Annotated in this window: 18 protein-coding genes; 12 read left to right on the forward strand and 6 right to left on the reverse strand. The window is 62.2% G+C overall.

Going from position 1 to position 17,046, the window contains the following annotated elements:
• Positions 1-97: 97 nt before the first annotated feature.
• From metK to ECTOBSL9_RS12370, 3 genes are read right to left on the reverse strand one after another with little or no spacing between them, the layout of a single operon-like run.
• On the reverse strand, positions 98-1,255 hold the full coding sequence (metK, locus tag ECTOBSL9_RS12360; protein WP_063465306.1) for a methionine adenosyltransferase: 1,158 nt from the start codon (positions 1,253-1,255) through the stop codon (positions 98-100).
• 57 nt (positions 1,256-1,312) lie between these two features.
• Positions 1,313-2,149: a methyltransferase domain-containing protein gene (locus tag ECTOBSL9_RS12365; RefSeq protein ID WP_063465307.1), complete on the reverse strand. Its 837-nt coding sequence runs from the start codon at positions 2,147-2,149 to the stop codon at positions 1,313-1,315.
• On the reverse strand, positions 2,149-2,958 hold the full coding sequence (locus ECTOBSL9_RS12370; protein ID WP_063465308.1) for a class I SAM-dependent methyltransferase: 810 nt from the start codon (positions 2,956-2,958) through the stop codon (positions 2,149-2,151). The genes ECTOBSL9_RS12365 and ECTOBSL9_RS12370 overlap by 1 nt, the downstream gene beginning before the upstream one ends.
• A 713-nt stretch (positions 2,959-3,671) precedes the next feature.
• Between ECTOBSL9_RS12370 and ECTOBSL9_RS12375 the strand changes: the two genes are divergently transcribed.
• From ECTOBSL9_RS12375 to ispF, 11 genes are all read left to right on the forward strand, one after another.
• A complete protein-coding gene (locus ECTOBSL9_RS12375; protein ID WP_240480972.1) occupies positions 3,672-4,379 on the forward strand; it encodes a flavodoxin in 708 nt (235 codons plus the stop codon).
• Between the two features lie 130 nt (positions 4,380-4,509).
• The gene (locus ECTOBSL9_RS12380; protein WP_063465310.1) at positions 4,510-5,256 is read left to right on the forward strand and encodes a MotA/TolQ/ExbB proton channel family protein; all 747 of its coding nucleotides are present in this window, start codon (positions 4,510-4,512) and stop codon (positions 5,254-5,256) included.
• Positions 5,246-5,644, forward strand: coding sequence for a biopolymer transporter ExbD (locus ECTOBSL9_RS12385; RefSeq protein WP_063465311.1), 399 nt, complete (start codon positions 5,246-5,248; stop codon positions 5,642-5,644). The genes ECTOBSL9_RS12380 and ECTOBSL9_RS12385 overlap by 11 nt, the downstream gene beginning before the upstream one ends.
• 5 nt (positions 5,645-5,649) lie before the next feature.
• Complete coding sequence (locus ECTOBSL9_RS12390; protein ID WP_063465312.1) at positions 5,650-6,075, forward strand: biopolymer transporter ExbD; 426 nt, start codon at positions 5,650-5,652, stop codon at positions 6,073-6,075.
• A 2-nt stretch (positions 6,076-6,077) separates the two neighbouring features.
• Positions 6,078-6,878 carry an energy transducer TonB gene (locus ECTOBSL9_RS12395; protein ID WP_063465313.1) on the forward strand — a complete coding sequence of 267 codons (801 nt, stop codon included), beginning with the start codon at positions 6,078-6,080 and terminating at the stop codon, positions 6,876-6,878.
• A gap of 117 nt (positions 6,879-6,995) precedes the next feature.
• Positions 6,996-8,654: a CTP synthase gene (locus ECTOBSL9_RS12400; protein WP_063465314.1), complete on the forward strand. Its 1,659-nt coding sequence runs from the start codon at positions 6,996-6,998 to the stop codon at positions 8,652-8,654.
• Entirely contained in the window at positions 8,641-9,492 is an 852-nt protein-coding gene (gene kdsA / locus ECTOBSL9_RS12405; RefSeq protein WP_063465315.1) for a 3-deoxy-8-phosphooctulonate synthase, read from the forward strand. Before ECTOBSL9_RS12400 ends, kdsA begins: the two co-directional genes overlap by 14 nt.
• Before the next feature lie 12 nt (positions 9,493-9,504).
• Positions 9,505-10,785 (forward strand): phosphopyruvate hydratase, encoded by a 1,281-nt coding sequence (eno, locus tag ECTOBSL9_RS12410; RefSeq protein ID WP_063465316.1) that lies wholly within the window; start codon positions 9,505-9,507, stop codon positions 10,783-10,785.
• Positions 10,786-10,849: 64 nt separating this feature from the next.
• Positions 10,850-11,143 carry a cell division protein FtsB gene (ftsB, locus tag ECTOBSL9_RS12415; RefSeq protein ID WP_063465317.1) on the forward strand — a complete coding sequence of 98 codons (294 nt, stop codon included), beginning with the start codon at positions 10,850-10,852 and terminating at the stop codon, positions 11,141-11,143.
• Positions 11,144-11,153: 10 nt separating this feature from the next.
• Complete coding sequence (ispD, locus tag ECTOBSL9_RS12420; protein WP_063465318.1) at positions 11,154-11,882, forward strand: 2-C-methyl-D-erythritol 4-phosphate cytidylyltransferase; 729 nt, start codon at positions 11,154-11,156, stop codon at positions 11,880-11,882.
• Positions 11,879-12,358, forward strand: a complete 480-nt coding sequence (ispF, locus tag ECTOBSL9_RS12425) for a 2-C-methyl-D-erythritol 2,4-cyclodiphosphate synthase (protein WP_240480974.1) — start codon at positions 11,879-11,881, stop codon at positions 12,356-12,358. Before ispD ends, ispF begins: the two co-directional genes overlap by 4 nt.
• 49 nt (positions 12,359-12,407) lie before the next feature.
• On the opposite strand, the gene fdxA is transcribed toward ispF, so the two are convergent.
• Positions 12,408-12,731: a ferredoxin FdxA gene (gene fdxA, locus ECTOBSL9_RS12430; protein ID WP_063465319.1), complete on the reverse strand. Its 324-nt coding sequence runs from the start codon at positions 12,729-12,731 to the stop codon at positions 12,408-12,410.
• 143 nt (positions 12,732-12,874) lie between these two features.
• Positions 12,875-15,460 carry a DNA mismatch repair protein MutS gene (gene mutS / locus ECTOBSL9_RS12435; RefSeq protein WP_063465320.1) on the reverse strand — a complete coding sequence of 862 codons (2,586 nt, stop codon included), beginning with the start codon at positions 15,458-15,460 and terminating at the stop codon, positions 12,875-12,877.
• Between the two features lie 295 nt (positions 15,461-15,755).
• On the opposite strand from mutS, the gene ECTOBSL9_RS12445 reads away from it, so the two are divergent.
• Positions 15,756-16,190: a host attachment protein gene (locus ECTOBSL9_RS12445; RefSeq protein WP_063465322.1), complete on the forward strand. Its 435-nt coding sequence runs from the start codon at positions 15,756-15,758 to the stop codon at positions 16,188-16,190.
• Between the two features lie 65 nt (positions 16,191-16,255).
• Here the strand turns inward: ECTOBSL9_RS12445 and ECTOBSL9_RS12450 are convergent, their stop codons facing one another.
• A complete protein-coding gene (locus tag ECTOBSL9_RS12450; protein ID WP_063465323.1) occupies positions 16,256-16,915 on the reverse strand; it encodes a protein-L-isoaspartate(D-aspartate) O-methyltransferase in 660 nt (219 codons plus the stop codon).
• Positions 16,916-17,046 lie beyond the last annotated feature (131 nt).

Raw genomic sequence — 17,046 nt, forward strand, 5'->3', positions numbered from 1 at the left:
GGGGAATGTGCCAGGCACAAAAAAGCCGGGAGAGGTTTCCCCCTCCCGGCCTTTCAAGCGGCATCGGGCCATGCCCGATGCAACAAGCGCCAGGTGCTTACTTGGCAGCCTTGGCCAGGGCGTCGGCACGGTCGGTGCGCTCCCAGCTCACGCCCAGGTCTTCGCGACCGAAGTGGCCGTAGGAAGCGGTCGGACGGTAGATCGGCTTCTCCAGATCCAGCATGGTCAGGATGCCGAACGGGCGCAGATCGAAGATGTCGCGGACGATTTCCGTCAGACGGGTCTCGTCGATCTTGCCGGTGCCGAAGGTTTCCACGGCAATGGAGGTGGGCTCGGCCACACCGATGGCGTAGGAGACCTGAACTTCGCAGCGCTCGGCCAGGCCGGCAGCCACGATGTTCTTGGCCACATAGCGGGCGGCGTAGGCAGCGGAGCGGTCCACCTTGGAGGGGTCCTTGCCGGAGAAGGCACCGCCACCGTGACGGGCCATGCCGCCGTAGGTGTCCACGATGATCTTCCGGCCGGTCAGGCCGCAGTCGCCCAGCGGGCCGCCGGTGACAAAGCGACCGGTGGGGTTAATGTGGAACTTGGTGCCCTTGTGCAGCCACTTCTCGCCCAGCACGGGCTTGATGATCTCTTCCATCACGGCTTCCTGCAGATCCTTCTGTTCGATCTCGGGAGCGTGCTGGGTGGAGAGCACCACCGCGTCGGCAGCCACGGCCTTGCCGCCTTCATAGCGGAAGGTCACCTGGCTCTTGGCGTCGGGACGCAGCCAGGGCAGGGTGCCGTTCTTGCGCACTTCGGCCTGGCGCTGCACCAGCTTGTGAGAGAAGTGGATGGGGGCGGGCATCAGCACGTCGGTTTCGTTACAGGCATAACCGAACATCAGCCCCTGGTCACCGGCACCCTGGTCTTCCGGGCGGCTGCGATCCACACCCTGGTTGATGTCCATGGACTGGGCGCCCAGGGAATTCAGCACGGCGCAGGTGTTGCCGTCAAAGCCCTTGTCGGAGCTGTCGTAACCGATGTCCAGCACCACTTCGCGTACCAGGTCTTCCAGGTTCAGAACGGCAGTGGACTTCACCTCACCAGCAATCAGCACCATGCCCGTCTGGGTCACGGTCTCCGCGGCCACGCGGGCCTTGGGATCCTGCGCCAGGTAGGCGTCAATGATCGCATCGGAGATCTGGTCGGCCATCTTGTCCGGATGGCCTTCGGAGACGGATTCGGAGGTGAATAGATAGGTCTTGCTCATGTAATGGTTTCTCCTGGTAATGGTCTTTCAGGGTTGAAGTCGGATGATCGCCCGGAATCAGGCCTTGCGGAAGCGAAAGATGCCCCAGCACAGGTGCCCGGCCTTGCCGCCATCAACCCAGTGTTGCAAACCTTTTTTCATGCGTGCGATGTAATCCTCGGAGATGAGGCCCTTGAGGCTCTCTTCGCGGGCTTCAAGCTCCTGAAGCACCCGCCCGTAGTGGCGCGGCAACTGGTGACTGTGATCCTCGAACCCGATCTCTTCCATACCCACCTTCTTGGCGGCATCCCGGTAAAAACCGGGGGAGCCCAGGGTTTCCAGGTGGATGCGGTCCAGGATGGGCTGCAGCTTCTCCTTGGGCGCATCGTCAGTCTGCATGGGGTCGGTGAAGATGAAGACACCGCCGGGCTTGAGCACGCGGGCCACTTCCTCGATGACCTTGGCGCGATTGCCGCTGTGGAGGATGGCGTCCTGGGACCACACCACGTCGAAGCTGTTGTCTTCGGCCGGGATGGACTCGAAGCTGGCGTCGATCACGTCGATGAGATGATCCAGCTTGAGGGCCTTGTTCATCTGGCGATCGCGCTCGTTCTCCACTTCGCTCAGATTCAATGCCTTGACGTGGCAGCCGAAGGTGGTGGCCAGGTAACGGGCTGCACCACCGTAGCCGGCGCCGATGTCCAGCACCTTCATGTCGCTGGTGGGTTCGCCCAGCAGATCGCCCATGTGGGCTACCGTGCGACGGCTGGCGTCGGGGATGGGTTCCTCATCGGACTCATACAGGCCGATGTGGATATCCTCGCCACCCCATACACGGTGGTAGAAATTATCGGCGTCTTCGCTGTTGTAGTAGTCGCGGGCAGTGGCGACGGCACCTTCATACTGATTCGTCATTATTCTTTCCCCGTATATTTCTTGCTGGCTACGTGGATGAAGAAGTCCGGCTCAGCTTCGTGGTAGGTTTCCTTGAAATCGCCGTAGGTTTCGATGTTCTGGAAACCCACCTCGCGCATCAGACGGCGCACATAAGGCTTGCGCAGCGGGAACATGTTCAGGTGGAACACGGACTTGTCCGGGAAGGCATAGCGGAAGCGGGCCAGGCCGTCATCCACGTGTTCCGGGTACACCGAGACGTTGTCGCCACAGTAGTAGAAGGTGTGCGCACTGGAATAACCATGATCCAGGATGGCGTCGTAGTTGCGCTGGTCCAGGATCAGGACGCCGTCATGGTTCAGGGCGGCATAGAACTCGGCCAGGGCCTTGCGGCGATCGTTTTCGTTGAACAGGTGGGTGAAGGAGTTACCCAGGCAGACAACGGCATCGTAGCGGCCATAGATGTCACGATTGAGTTCGCGCCAATCAGCCTGCGTGGTGCGCAGGATGTGTCCACGCTTGCGGCCGTTTTCAAAGGCCTTGACGAGCATTTCAGGGGCGCCGTCCACGCTGACCACATCGAAGCCGGCCTCCAGCAGGCGGACGGAGTGGAAACCGGTACCGGTGGCCACATCCAGCACGCGCTTGGCGCCGCGCTTCTTGAGTTCCTGGATGAAGAAGTCGCCTTCGCTCTGTGCGCGACTGTCCCAGTCGATCAGATCATCCCATTTGTCGACGAATGATTCGGTGTATTCCTTCACGTAGTTGTCGGTGTCGCGACGTTCTACCGGCTTCTCGCCGAAATCCTGGTCTTTCATGGTGTTGGACATAGTGATGTTCCCCGCCATTTGAGGTGTTTGATTTGCGTTGCATCGCGCGGCGCTCAGCGCCTCCACGATATCGAGCACACCGCCATGACCGGGCCAAACGAGTCGACCCTGTCTGCGATGCGTGGCCGGCTTGATGTTTGCCGGCGATGGTGTCCGCCTCCACCATCGAACTCTATGCTGGCGTGTTGCTGTGTCCTGTGAAGAGTCGCGACCGCCCGGATCCTGCAATCACCCAAAGGGTGCGGGGGGTGCGTCTTCCTTGCGACGGTTACCGCGGCCGGATCGTGGGGCACGACCGTTTCGATGACCTTCGGGTCAGGTAGCCCGAGTGCGGAAAAACCGTGGACGCCTTGTTGGCAGGTGGTCGCCCGACGGGGCGACAAATAAATATGAACTCCGACTACGTTATTGCTCGCGCCAAAGACCTGCCTGGTTGCGGCTGATCACCACACTGCATTGCATGGTGGTCACCGTATGCACCTTCAAGGTTATGCGCTGATGCATCCTTAGTAGCTTGGGGGACTTTCGCGAAGAATGCAAGTTTGGGCCCTGTGGATTCACTGAATCTTCACGCGAGCAGGCGCGTATTTCGTCACTCATCACAGCACATGCATGCGCCTTGGAATGCGCGTTGTCGCGAACCCCACATTGGGGCAAACGCCCTGTTGTGGTGCGCTACGCCACCCTCTGCGGGAGCGGCATGACAGGATTAAATGTTGATCCAAAACAGCAGGATACGCGAGTGCTCTGTGTTTTTCCAGGATTGGCATGGGAATTGCCCTTACTTTTGGCGAGGTCTTACGGGGCAAGGCACGCCCAAGGCGAGCGCCCGGGCGCAGCACCCCCCGTCATCCATTCTTTACCAAGAGGGCAATAGTATGGCGCGCATCGGCATTTTTTTCGGTACCACCTCCGGCAATACGCGCAAGGTGGCCAAGATGATCAAGAAGAAGTTCGATGATGAAACCATGGCAAAGCCCCTGAATGTAAATCGGGTTTCGGCTGATGATATTGCAGGCTATGACTATCTGATATTCGGCACGCCCACCATGGGTTCCGGCCAGTTGCCGGGCCTGTCTGCAGATTGCGAGGAGGAGAGTTGGGAGGAATTCATGCCGACGCTGGAAGAGGTGGATTTCTCCGGCAAGACGGTGGCCCTGTATGGCTTGGGTGATCAGGTGGGATACCCGGATGAATTCGTGGATGCGCTGATGGAAATCCATGACGTGGTCACCGATCGAGGGGGGCGCGTGGTGGGTTCGTGGCCGACAGAGGGGTATACCTTCAACAGCTCTCAGGCGGTGGTGGATGGGGAGTTTGTTGGCCTGGTGCTGGACCAGGATAATCAGAGCGACCAGACTGAGGCCCGCCTCGAACAGTGGCTCAAGCAGATCGCCCCGGATTTTGATCTGACGGTTTGATCCCACAGGCCGCCCCGGCGCTCTCCGGGGCGGTTTTTTTCGGCTTCATCGTTGATAATGATTAGCAACACCATTAGCATGCCGGTCTTGCGTGCCTGAGGCGCATACTGGTTCCGCGAGGTTTTGCCCCATGAATTCAGAAGATACATCCCCAACAAGCAGCATCCTCCACGGCCTGCAGTCAGTGATTGACCTGGGTGGTCCGGTGGTGGTCATCCTGTTGATCATGTCGGTGGTGGCGCTCACCGTCATCCTCGTCAAGATCTGGCAGTTCAGCTGGCTGCGGCTGGGGGATCAGAGCAGCCTGGACGAAGCGCTGGCGCACTGGCGTCAACACCAGGGCGACAAGGCGCTGGATGTGCTCGCCCGGTCCCGTAGTCCTGCCGCCCGGGTGGTGGAAACCGCCATCCAGGGACGCCGAGACCCCAACATGCCCGAGACCCTGGTCCGGGAGGAAGTGGGGCGCATCGCCGCCGGCTGGCTGGAAAAACTACGCGGACAATTCCGGGTGCTGGAAGTGATCGGCAGTCTGGCGCCGTTACTGGGTCTGCTGGGAACCGTGCTGGGCATGATCGTGGCCTTCCAGCAACTGGAGGCGGCTGGCAACCGGGTGGACCCGGCCATCCTTTCAGGTGGCATCTGGGTGGCCCTGATGACCACCGCCGTGGGCCTGGCCGTGGCCATCCCCGTGGTGGCGGTGCTCAATGGTCTGGAACGTTGGCTGGAACGTTTCCGCTATCGCCTGCAGGATGCCGTGACACAGGTCTTTACCGTGCGACCACCGGAGCCGATTGCCGACCGTCAGGAGGAGGATGGGCAGTCTCGGCAGGCCCGCATCAAGCTTTGGAAGGGGCGGGCGGCCTCCGATGCAGATTGAACTGCCACCACGCCGCCGACGGGCACTGATCAGCCTGACGCCGCTGATTGATGTGGTCTTCATCCTGCTGATTTTCTTCATGCTGGCCTCCAGCTTTCTCGACTGGAGCGCGGTGCCGCTGAGCACGCCCTCCGCTCAACAAACACCGGCGGTTGTGGATGAACCCCCTTTGTCGGTGCGCATCTCCGTCGATGCGGGCGTGCGCATCGAGGGTGAGGCCGTGGAACATGACGCCATCAAGGGCGTGATCCGGCAGTATCTGGACGAACAGCCCGAGCGCACGGTGGTGGTGCAGCCCGAAGCTGGCGTGACCCTGCAACAGGTGGTGGATGTGCTGGATGAGGTGCGACATGCCAATCCACGCTCCATGAGGCTGGCCCGAGAGTAAAGTCCATGCATCTTCCCGAGTTTCCACAGCGTGAAGCCGATGAGAACCATCTCATCCCCCTGATCAACATCGTCTTCCTGTTGCTGATCTTCTTCATGGTGGCCGGTGCCTTGTCTTCTCAGGATGTGTTTGACGTGGAGGCTCCGGATTCGAGCATCGAGGAGGAGGTGAACGATGAGGGCTGGCTGGTCTTGCTGGGGGAGGGTGGACGCCTGGCCCTCGAGAATGAGGAACTGGATAGTGAGGCCCTGAAGGCGCGCCTCGTGGAGGCCCTGGAGGAGCGGGAAGGCGACGAAACGAGTTCCCAGCCCGCCGTGCGCATCAAGGCCGACCAGGCCGCCACCACCGAGGAGTTGCTGGATCTGATGGAACTCCTCAGGGATGCCGGTGTGGAAAAAGTCATGCTGCTCACCGTGCTTGGTAATCATTGATCATGCGGATTCGAGGTTTTCCATGGGTTGTGGCACTGGTCCTGGCCGTGGGGGTGCATGCCTCCGTGCTTTGGTACCTGGCGCGCACGGACACCGAGACCGACGGTGCTGAAGCACCGGGTGAATCCGGTGTGGTCATCGACCTGGGGCCCGCAGGCCGAACCATTGGAGATCCGGAGGCACTGCCAGAGCCCGAGCCGGAACCTGAACCCGAGCCGGAACCTGAGCCCGAGCCGGAACCTGAGCCGGAACCTGAGCCGGAACCTGAGCCGGAACCTGAGCCAGAGCCTGAGCCGGAGCCGGAGCCAGAGCCAGAGCCAGAGCCAGAGCCAGAGCCGGAGCCAGAGCCAGAGCCGGAGCCAGAGCCAGAGCCGGAACCTGAACCCGAGCCCCGGGAACCCGCAGAGGATCAGCCAAGGGATGCGTCGGTCCAGGGGGAGGAAAGTGAGCATGAAGCCCCCGCCGACGAGGTCCGTGACGCCCCCGCAGCTGACCAGGGTGGAGGCGATCCGGCCGCAGAGCAGGATTATGCCCGGGAGCTGCGCGCCTGGCTGGAACGGCACAAGGAATATCCCCGTCAGGCCCAGCGTCGGCGTCAGGAAGGGGTGGCCACGGTGCGGGTCACCATCGACCAGGATGGCAACGTGCTCTCCTATGAGCTGGAGCAGGGGTCCGGCCACAGTCTGCTGGATCGGGCCGTGGAGGACATGATCCGTCGCGCCGACCCCTTACCCGCGATGCCCGCCGATATGGGACAATCGACTTTTACCTTCTCGCTCCCGGTCTCCTTCAACCTGCGTTAACGGCTTGTGCCGGTGGTGACTGGGATAAGGCGCGTTGAGGGGGTATGACCCCTCTGGTATCCTTGCACGCCATCCGGCGCACTCAGTCGCCGTCACCCCATTTCCAACGAATATCTCATGACTCGATACGTATTCATTACAGGGGGCGTGGTTTCCTCCCTGGGTAAGGGCATTGCTGCTGCCTCCCTGGGAACCATCCTTGAGGCACGTGGCCTGAAGGTGACCCTGCTCAAGCTCGATCCCTACATCAACGTGGATCCGGGCACCATGAGTCCGTTTCAGCATGGAGAGGTATTCGTCACCGAGGATGGGGCGGAAACCGATCTGGATCTGGGCCATTACGAACGCTTCGTGCGCATTCGTACCACCCGCCGCAACAATTTCACCACCGGTCAGATCTACGAGAACGTGATCCGCAAGGAACGCCGTGGCGACTATCTGGGCGGTACCGTGCAGGTCATCCCCCACATTACCGACGAGATCAAGCGCTCCATTCGTGCCGGTGCGGAGGGCGCCGACATTGCCCTGGTGGAGATCGGCGGCACCGTGGGCGATATCGAGTCGCTGCCTTTCCTGGAGGCGATTCGCCAGATGGGTGTGGAACTGGGCCATGACAATGCCCTGTTCATGCACCTGACCCTGGTGCCCTACATCGCCGCCGCCGGTGAAATCAAGACCAAGCCTACCCAGCACTCGGTCAAGGAATTACGCTCCATCGGCATTCAACCAGATATCCTGCTCTGCCGCAGCACCCACCCTCTGCCGGAGGGGGAGCGCCGCAAGATCGCCCTGTTCACCAACGTGGAGGAAAAGGCCGTCATTTCAGCGGTGGATGTGGACAACATCTACAAGATTCCGCTGTGGCTGCACTCCCAGAAGCTGGACGAAATCGTCCTTCGCAAACTGCATGTGGAGGCCCGGGCGGCCGATCTTTCCGATTGGAAAAACGTGGTCAATGCCATGGAATTCCCTGAGGCCGAGGTCACCATCGGCATGGTGGGCAAGTACGTGGAACTCACCGAGTCCTACAAGTCCCTCAACGAGGCCTTGACCCATGCGGGTATCCACACCTCCACCAAGGTGAACATCCGTTATATCGATTCGGAAAAACTGGAGAATTCGGAAGACGATGTGCTGGGCGAGGTGGACGCCATTCTGGTGCCGGGTGGTTTCGGCGAGCGGGGCGTGGAGGGCAAGATTGCTGCGGTGCGTTATGCCCGGGAGCACCGGGTGCCTTACCTGGGCATCTGCCTGGGGATGCAGGCAGCCGTGATCGAGTTCGCCCGCCACGTGGCCGGCCTGGAGGATGCTCACAGCACCGAATTCCGGCCCGAGACGCCGCATCCGGTCATCGCCCTGATCACCGAATGGCAGAACGCCGAGGGCCAGCTGGAGCGACGCGCCGAGGACGACGACCTGGGCGGCACCATGCGCCTGGGCGGGCAGGAGGCCCGTCTTGACCCCAAGACCCTGGTTTGCCGGATCTATGGGAACGAGGTGATCAGCGAGCGTCACCGGCATCGGTATGAATTCAATAACCAGTACCTGGAAACCCTGGCCAAGGCGGGTCTGGTGATCTCGGGTAAATCCATGGATGATGCCCTGGTGGAAGTGGTGGAGCTTCACGATCACCCCTGGTTCCTGGCTTGCCAGTTCCATCCGGAATTTACCTCCACGCCCCGGGATGGGCACCCGCTCTTTTCCGGTTTTGTGCGTGCCGCGCGGTTGCAGCACGAGAAAAAGGCCAACCTGAGTGAGCACTATGAATCTGTGTGATTTTCAGGCCGGTAATGATCAGCCGCTATTCCTGATCTCCGGGCCTTGCGTGATCGAAAGCGAGCAGCTGGCCCTGGACACGGCCGGACAGCTCAAGGAGATGGCGGATCGTCTGGGCATCCCTTTCATTTACAAATCCTCGTTCGACAAGGCCAATCGATCCTCTGTACAGAGTTTTCGTGGCCCGGGACTGGACGAAGGTCTGAAGATCCTGGAAAAGGTGCGGCAGCAGATTCAGGTGCCGGTGCTCACCGATGTCCACGAGGACACCCCCATGGAGGCCGTCGCCGCCGTGGTGGATGTGCTGCAGACACCGGCCTTTCTGTGCCGCCAGACCAACTTCATCCAGAAGGTGGCCGCGCAGGGGCTGCCGGTGAATATCAAGAAGGGGCAGTTCCTGGCCCCGTGGGACATGCAGAACGTGGTGGACAAGGCCCGGGCCACGGGTAATGAACGCATCATGGTCTGCGAGCGAGGGGTTTCCTTCGGCTACAACACCCTGATTTCCGACATGCGCGGCCTGGCGGTGATGCGCCAGACCGGCTGTCCGGTGGTATTCGATGCCACGCATTCGGTGCAGCAACCCGGCGGACGGGGAAGCAGCTCCGGCGGTCAGCGGGAGTTTGTTCCGGTGCTGGCCCGGGCAGCGGTGGCCGCTGGCGTGGCCGGATTGTTCATGGAGACCCATCCCGACCCGGAAAAGGCCCTCTCCGACGGCCCCAATGCCTGGCCCATGCCCCTGCTGGAAGACCTGTTGACCACCCTCAAGGCGCTGGACGAGGTCACCAAGCGCCAGGGTTTCATTGAAGATCAGTTCCTGATCGCATCCCAAGATTAGTAGAGGACACTCATGACCGAGATCGTCGATATCCATGCCCGCGAAGTGCTGGATTCCCGCGGCAATCCCACTGTCGAAGCGGACATCAAACTTGTTTCCGGTGTCACTGGGCGGGCCATCGTGCCCTCCGGCGCCTCGACCGGCTCCCGCGAGGCCCTGGAACTGCGCGACGGCGGCGACCGTTATTGCGGCAAGGGCGTGCAAAAGGCAGTGGCCAACGTCAACGGCGAGATTCGCGAGGCCTTGCTGGGGGTTACGTCGGACGATCAGGAGGCCATTGATCGGCGGATGATTGAACTGGACGGCACGGAGAATAAGGGTCGTCTGGGCGCCAATGCCCTGCTGGCAGTGTCCATGGCAACTGCCCATGCCAATGCCATGGAGAACGGATATCCCCTGTATCGGCATCTGGGCGGGGAGGGTGCCAACATGCTGCCCGTGCCCATGATGAACATCATCAACGGCGGGGCCCATGCCAGCAACAATGTGGACATGCAGGAATTCATGATCCTGCCCGTGGGCGCGCCCAACGTGGCCGATGCCGTCCGTTACGGCGCTGAGGTGTTCCATGCCCTGAAGAAGGTGCTGGGTGCCCGCAAGCTGTCCACCACCGTGGGTGACGAAGGTGGGTTTGCCCCGGACCTGGACTCCAATGAAGCGGCCATCGAAGCCATCCTGGAGGCCATCCATCAGGCCGGCTTCACCCCGGGCAAGGATATCCATCTCGGTCTGGATTGCGCCGCTTCCGAGTTCTACAAGAATGGCCGTTATGAGCTGGCGTCCGAGGGCAAGAGCCTGGATGCGGCCGGCATGGTGGACTATCTGTGCCGGTGGATGGATCAGTACCCCATCATCAGCATCGAAGACGGCCTGGATGAGGGCGACTGGGACGGCTGGAAGCTGCTCACCGAGAAGCTGGGCAACCGCGTGCAACTGGTGGGCGATGACCTGTTCGTGACCAACACCCGCATCCTTCAGGAAGGCATCGACAAGGGGATCGGTAACTCCATCCTCATCAAACTCAACCAGATCGGCACCCTCACGGAGACTCTGGAGGCCATCCGACTGGCCCAGGCAGCCGGTTACACGGCCGTGATCTCCCATCGCTCCGGCGAGAGTGAGGACGTGACCATTGCGGACCTGTCGGTGGCCACGAGTGCCGGACAGATCAAGACCGGTTCCTTGTCGCGCTCCGATCGGGTGGCCAAGTACAATCAGCTGATCCGTATCGAAGAGGAGCTGGGCTCGGCGGCCCGCTACGCGGGCCGGCAGGCCTTCCCGCACCTGAAGTGAGGCCTCAACGCGCCCCCCATGCCCGCGTGCGCGAGTGGGGGGCGCTGCGCGCCTGGACAGGAACATGAAGTGGTTGACCGCCCTGCTGCTGGCCTTGCTGGTGGCCCTGCAGTACAAACTCTGGTTCGGCGAGGGCAACCCGCCCGAGGTCTGGCAATTGCGTGAGACCCTGGAGGCGCAACAGGCGGAGAACCGGCAATTGCGCAGCCGTAATGAGGCCCTGGAAGCCGAGGTGATCGACCTCAAGACCGGCCTGGACGCCATCGAGGAACGCGCCCGGCGCGAGCTGGGCATGATTGGTGAGGATGAGGTCTTCTTCCAGGTGGTGGACCGTCACCGCTTTCCCGAGTACCGATGAAAGAGTACCGATGAAACCTGAGCCAAGATTCTGGGCGGTGATTCCTGCCGCCGGCGTGGGCAGTCGCATGCGAGCCGACCGCCCCAAGCAGTACCTGCCCCTGGCCGGTCGCACCGTGATCGAACAGACCCTGGATATATTCCTGCGTCATCCTCGTATCGCCGGTGTGGTGGTGGCCGTGAGCCATGACGATGCCTATTTTCCTTCCCTGTGCCCCACCGCCGACAAGCCCCTCAAGGTGGTGGATGGTGGTGCCGAGCGCTGCCACTCGGTGTTGAATGCCCTGCGCGGCCTGAAGGCACTGGCTCAGCCGGATGACTGGGTGCTGGTTCATGATGCCGCGCGGCCCTGTTTGAGTGACGAGGATCTGGAGGGTCTGATCCAGGCCCTGGGAGATGATCCGGTGGGCGGCATCCTGGCCACCCCGGTGAGGGACACCAAGAAGCGGGCCACGCCCGATGGGCGCATTGCCGCCACGGTGGATCGCTCCGACCTGTGGCGAGCCTTCACGCCCCAGATGTTTCGCCTGGACGCCCTGGCAGGCGCCCTGGAGAAGGCACTGAATGATGGCTTCATGGTCACCGATGAAGCCTCGGCCCTGGAACATGCCGGCCAGTCTCCCCGACTGGTGGAAGGCAGCGCCGAAAACATCAAGATCACCCGCCCCGAGGATCTGCGTTTGGCCGAGTTCTACCTGGCCGAGCGCAAGCGGGCATCCACGACCCGGAACGAGACATGAACCTGCGTATTGGTCACGGCTACGACGTACATGCCTTCATGGAAGGCGATCACCTGGTGATTGGCGGGGTGCATATCCCCCATGACCGGGCCTTCAAGGCCCACTCGGACGGCGACGTGCTGCTGCACGCCGTCAGTGACGCCATCCTGGGCGCGCTGGCCCTGGGTGACATCGGTCGGCACTTTCCGGATACGGACCCGGCCTTCAAGGGCGCGGACAGTCGTGAACTGCTGCGCCAGGTGATGGGGCAGGTCCGCGAGCGGGGCTGGAGAGTGGGCAATGTGGACGGCACCATCGCCGCTCAGGCCCCCAAGATGTCACCCCATGTGGATCGGATGCGGGCCAATATCGCCGAGGATCTCGGGGTGGAGGTTGAGCAGGTGAACGTGAAAGCCACCACCACCGAGCGTCTGGGATTCGTGGGCCGCAAGGAGGGCATCGAGGCCCACGCGGTGGTGCTGCTGACCCGGGAGTGAAACGCCTCCCCCAGGGTCAGCAACCTTGGGGGAGGGGGGTTGCCTGGCCTTAACGCTCCAGGTGTTTCAGCTTGTCCGGTTTTCCGTTCCATTCCTCCGCATCCGGCAACGGATCCTTGCGCCGGGTGATCACCGGCCACTGCTGGGACAGTTCCGCATTCAGTTCCAGCATATGCTCCTGCCCTTCAGGGACCTCATCCTCCGGCACGATGGCCTCGGCTGGACACTCCGGCTCGCACAGAGAGCAGTCGATGCATTCATCCGGGTCAATCACCAGAAAGTTGGGGCCCTCGTGAAAACAGTCCACCGGGCACACCTCCACGCAGTCCGTGAACTTGCAGCGGATACAGTTTTCCAGTACCACAAACGTCATCGTGCATATCCCTCCAGATGGGTGTGATTGGGGCAGGCCCTGACTGGCCAGTGAATCAAGCCTGAGGCCTGAGCCGGCTTAACGTCAAGATCCCCTCATTTCGGTGCCGTTACCCCCAGGAAAACAGGGTTTTGCCAGGGGGTTCAGTCACTCACTGATCCCGTTGCTTCTTCCTTGATCAGAGACTGCAGCCGATAAAGGGCCTCCAGGGCCTGCCGGGGGGTGAGATCATCCGGGCTCAACGCTTCAACCGCCTCGCGCAGCGCCGTTGCGGCCGGGTCAGCAGGCTCCGGTGGCGAGGGTGTCCAACCGCCGTCGGCGCCAAAAAGGCTGAGTTGGGGGCTGTCGGCAGCCGCGCCAGCCAGGCTCTGCTGTTCCAGTTCCGACAGGCGCTCCCGGGCGCGCTGGATCACGCTGCGGGGTACACCAGCCAGTGCGGCCACATGCAGGCCATAACTCTGGTTGGCCGGCCCTTCTTTCAGGGCATGCAGGAAGACGATGCGCTCACCGTGCTCGATGGCATCGATGTGTACATTCACAATGGCAGGGAACTGCTCTGGCAGGGCCGTGAGCTCGAAATAATGGGTGGCGAACAGACTGAAGGCCCGGTTCTTGCGCGCCAGGTGTTCGGCGCAGGCCCAGGCGAGGGAGAGGCCATCGAAGGTGCTGGTGCCACGGCCGATCTCATCCATGAGTACCAGGCTGCGATCAGTGGCATGGTTGAGGATGTTCGCGGCCTCGGTCATCTCCACCATGAACGTGGATCGGCCCGAAGCCAGGTCGTCACTGGCACCGATGCGGGTGAAGATGCGGTCCACGGGCCCCAGCCGGGCATGGCGAGCGGGCACGAAGCTGCCCACGTGGGCCATGAGCACAATCAGGGCGGCCTGACGCATGTAGGTGGATTTACCGCCCATATTGGGGCCGGTGATCACCAGCATGCGGCGCCGGTCGTGCATCTTCAGGTCATTGGGCACGAATGGGGCATCCAGTACCTGCTCCACCACCGGATGCCGCCCTTCCTCGATGAGCAGTCCCGGCGTGTCGGTGAGTTCCGGAGCCCGATAGTCCAGGGTCTCGGCCCGTTCCGCCAGGTTGGCCAGTACATCCAGTTCCGCCAGGCCCTCGGCGGTCTGACGCAGCCCCGGCAAGGGTTCATGCAACTGTGTGAGCAGCGCCTCGTAAAGCTGTTTTTCCCGGGCCAGTGATCTTTCCCGTGCTGAGAGCACCTTGTCCTCAAAGCGCTTGAGTTCGGGCGTGATGAAGCGCTCCGCCCCCTTGAGGGTCTGGCGGCGAGTGTAATCCTCCGGGGCCTTCTCCGACTGAGTGCGGCTGATCTCGATGTAATACCCGTGCACACGGTTGTAGGCCACCTTGAGATTGGTGATGCCCGTACGTTCCCGCTCACGCTGCTCCAGATCCACCAGGAACTGATCAGCATTCTCCGACAGGCTGCGCAGTTCATCCAGTTCCGCGTCGTAACCCGATGCGATCACGCCACCGTCACGGATCAGTACCGGGGGCTGGTCGATCACGGCCCGGCGCAGCAGGTCCACCACCTGCGGGTGTTCTCCGATCTGCCCCGCCAGGGCGGTGATGCGCGGTGATGCCAGGGTGGCCAGTTCTGACTGCAGGTTGGGTAGTTCTGCCAGGGAATCACGCAGGGTGGTGAGATCGCGGGGGCGGGCGGAACCCAGGGCCACCCGGGTGAGGATGCGTTCCAGGTCGCCGATCCCCCGCAGTTGCACCTGAAGGGGCTCGAAGGCCTGCCGTTCCTGCAACTCTCCAACCGCGCCATGGCGCTCCTGCAGGGCGCGGCGATCCCGCAGGGGCTGATGCAGCCAACGGCCCAGCAGGCGACTACCCATGGCCGTGACCGTGCGATCGAGCACGGAGGCCAGGGTGTTCTCATGGCCTCCGGACAGATTCACGGTGAGTTCCAGGTTCCGTCGGCTGGCAGCGTCCAGAATGATGCCGGCATCACGGCTCTGCACACTCAGGCCATCGATATGGGGCAGGGCGGTCTTCTGGGTGTCCTTGACGTACTGCAGCAGGGCCCCCGCGGCCCCGACCGCCCGATGCATGTCCTCGCAGCCAAAGCCGGCCAGATCCCGGGTGCCGAACTGGCGGGTCAGCAGTTCTCGCGCGGCGTCCACCTCGAAATGCCACGGTGGCCGGCGGCGCACGCCCGTGCGTTCCGGGCCGGGCAGTGTCATGCCCTCGGGAATCAGGATCTCGGCCGGGCGCAGACGTTCCAGCTCACCCAGCAGGGGCTCCGTGCCGGCGAGTTCCTGAACCTGAAAGCGCCCCGTGCTCAGGTCCAGGGCGGCCAGCCCGGTGTGTTCGCCATCGCCCCCAACGCACACCAGCAGATTGTCCCGGCGCTCATCCAGCAGGGCGTCCTCGGTGACCGTACCCGGCGTAACCACCCGCACCACCTTGCGTTCCACCGGGCCCTTGCTGCTGCCCGGGTCCCCCACCTGCTCACAGATGGCCACCGATTCTCCCAGTCGCAGCAGCCTGGCCAGATAGGACTCCACAGCATGCACGGGCACACCTGCCATGGGGATGGGTTCCCCGGCGGACTGTCCACGGCGGGTGAGGGTGATGTCCAGGAGCCTCGCCGCGCGGGTGGCGTCGTCGAAGAACAGCTCGTAGAAATCCCCCATGCGGTAGAACAACAGGATGTCCGGATGCTCGGCCTTGATGCGAAGAAACTGCTGCATCATGGGGGTGTGTGCAGAATGATTCTTTACTTCAGTCACTTAATGCCTTTTCTTGTCAAATGGTCCGAAGGATGTCCGATCGGCGGCGGCCCGCAGGTCGCAATGGTCGGGATGATGCCCTTAAAAGGCCCCGGCGTGAAGGAAGCGCGCGGTGAACAACGCATCAGGATCGTCTAATCTCCATACAGGAGGAGATACATGGCCCCTCCCGGGCCGCTCTTCCGTTAATGACGCAGCGATTGCTGCGCGGCCGGGCTCAGGCTCGGCCTTTTCAGTCACGCAGATAGGAGGTTCGTCTATGACAACATGGGTCATCGTCGCGGATGCGAGTCGGGCCAGGTTTTTCAGCGCCGAAAAGTCCTTCAGCCCTCTGGTGGAAGAGGAAGACTTCACGCATCCCGAGGCCCGATTGCACGAACACGAACTGCAATCCGACCGAATGGGGCGAACATTTGACAGCAGTGGCGATGGGCGTCATGCCATGGGGAAGGAGACGCCTCCCAAGAAGCATGAGGCCAACCGGTTTGCGAGGGAGTTGTGTGAGCGACTCAACGTGGCCCGCGCCAAGGGTCAGTTTACCAAGCTCTACATCATCGCCGCGCCCTCGTTCCTCGGAGCGTTGCGCGGTTGCATGAATGCGGTCACCCAGAAATCCATTGCCGGTGAGATCGACAAGAACCTCACCACTCAGGATCCGGCCGATATCCGGCGGCAGTTACCGCAGTTCCTTTGAGCCAACGGCCCATCCTGGGGCCGTGCCCCCACACCCGGGGTCATCCCGTGGCTGTGGGGGTGTGCTCAGGACTCCTTCCCCACCAGGGGCACGAAGCGCACCGCCAGCACCCGCTGGCAATCCAGTTCTCCCTCATCGTTGCAGGTGGCCACCACCAGATCCTGGCTCTGCCAGTTGGAGTTCACCGGGATCACCATGCGCCCGCCGGGGCGCAACTGGTCTTCAAGGCTGGCGGGGATGCGTGGAGCACCGGCGGTGACGATGATGGCGTCGAAGGGGGCCTCCTCCGGCCAACCGGCATGACCATCGCCCACCCGGGTATGGATGTTCCCGTAGCCCAGGGCCCGCAGACGTTCCTGAGCGCCCTCGGCCAGTTCCGGTATGACTTCAATGGTAAAGACCTCCCGGGCCAGCTCCGCCAGGATGGCGGTCTGGTAGCCGCATCCAGTGCCCACCTCCAGTACCCGCGCCTCGGGGGTCAGGTCCAGCAGTTGTGTCATCAGGGCCACCACGAAGGGTTGCGAGATGGTCTGCTGATGTCCGATGGGGAGGGCGGTGTTCTCCCAGGCATGACTTTGTTGCCTGGCCGGCACGAAGTGGTCCCGGGGCACCCGGGTCAGGGCCGCTTCCACCTCGGGTGCCAGAGACTGAAGGCCCGTGGTGTCAGCGGTGGCCTTGAAGTCAAGGCGAACCTGTTCAATGAGCCGGGCGACTGGATCTTTCATGGCGCGGTATCTCCTGTCAACGCCTGGAACAAGCCCTGGAAGGCTCGCGTTCCACGGCATGATAGTATTTCGCGGGCGCGCTTGTAGAGGCCCGAATCGATTCACCTAATGAACTGGGGGCATGCATGAAC

Origin of the sequence: Ectothiorhodospira sp. BSL-9 (assembly GCF_001632845.1) — a bacterium.
In the GTDB taxonomy this organism is placed as follows: domain Bacteria; phylum Pseudomonadota; class Gammaproteobacteria; order Ectothiorhodospirales; family Ectothiorhodospiraceae; genus Ectothiorhodospira.

Bases quoted from the DNA above. Each gene is read 5' to 3' on its own strand.
- metK (WP_063465306.1), bottom strand. From the start codon at position 1,255: ATGAGCAAGACCTATCTATTCACCTCCGAATCCGTCTCCGAAGGCCAT.
- ECTOBSL9_RS12365 (WP_063465307.1), bottom strand. From the start codon at position 2,149: ATGACGAATCAGTATGAAGGTGCCGTCGCCACTGCCCGCGACTACTAC.
- ECTOBSL9_RS12370 (WP_063465308.1), bottom strand. From the start codon at position 2,958: ATGTCCAACACCATGAAAGACCAGGATTTCGGCGAGAAGCCGGTAGAA.
- ECTOBSL9_RS12375 (WP_240480972.1), top strand. From the start codon at position 3,672: ATGTTGATCCAAAACAGCAGGATACGCGAGTGCTCTGTGTTTTTCCAG.
- ECTOBSL9_RS12380 (WP_063465310.1), top strand. From the start codon at position 4,510: ATGAATTCAGAAGATACATCCCCAACAAGCAGCATCCTCCACGGCCTG.
- ECTOBSL9_RS12385 (WP_063465311.1), top strand. From the start codon at position 5,246: ATGCAGATTGAACTGCCACCACGCCGCCGACGGGCACTGATCAGCCTG.
- ECTOBSL9_RS12390 (WP_063465312.1), top strand. From the start codon at position 5,650: ATGCATCTTCCCGAGTTTCCACAGCGTGAAGCCGATGAGAACCATCTC.
- ECTOBSL9_RS12395 (WP_063465313.1), top strand. From the start codon at position 6,078: ATGCGGATTCGAGGTTTTCCATGGGTTGTGGCACTGGTCCTGGCCGTG.
- ECTOBSL9_RS12400 (WP_063465314.1), top strand. From the start codon at position 6,996: ATGACTCGATACGTATTCATTACAGGGGGCGTGGTTTCCTCCCTGGGT.
- kdsA (WP_063465315.1), top strand. From the start codon at position 8,641: ATGAATCTGTGTGATTTTCAGGCCGGTAATGATCAGCCGCTATTCCTG.
- eno (WP_063465316.1), top strand. From the start codon at position 9,505: ATGACCGAGATCGTCGATATCCATGCCCGCGAAGTGCTGGATTCCCGC.
- ftsB (WP_063465317.1), top strand. From the start codon at position 10,850: ATGAAGTGGTTGACCGCCCTGCTGCTGGCCTTGCTGGTGGCCCTGCAG.
- ispD (WP_063465318.1), top strand. From the start codon at position 11,154: ATGAAACCTGAGCCAAGATTCTGGGCGGTGATTCCTGCCGCCGGCGTG.
- ispF (WP_240480974.1), top strand. From the start codon at position 11,879: ATGAACCTGCGTATTGGTCACGGCTACGACGTACATGCCTTCATGGAA.
- fdxA (WP_063465319.1), bottom strand. From the start codon at position 12,731: ATGACGTTTGTGGTACTGGAAAACTGTATCCGCTGCAAGTTCACGGAC.
- mutS (WP_063465320.1), bottom strand. From the start codon at position 15,460: ATGATGCAGCAGTTTCTTCGCATCAAGGCCGAGCATCCGGACATCCTG.
- ECTOBSL9_RS12445 (WP_063465322.1), top strand. From the start codon at position 15,756: ATGACAACATGGGTCATCGTCGCGGATGCGAGTCGGGCCAGGTTTTTC.
- ECTOBSL9_RS12450 (WP_063465323.1), bottom strand. From the start codon at position 16,915: ATGAAAGATCCAGTCGCCCGGCTCATTGAACAGGTTCGCCTTGACTTC.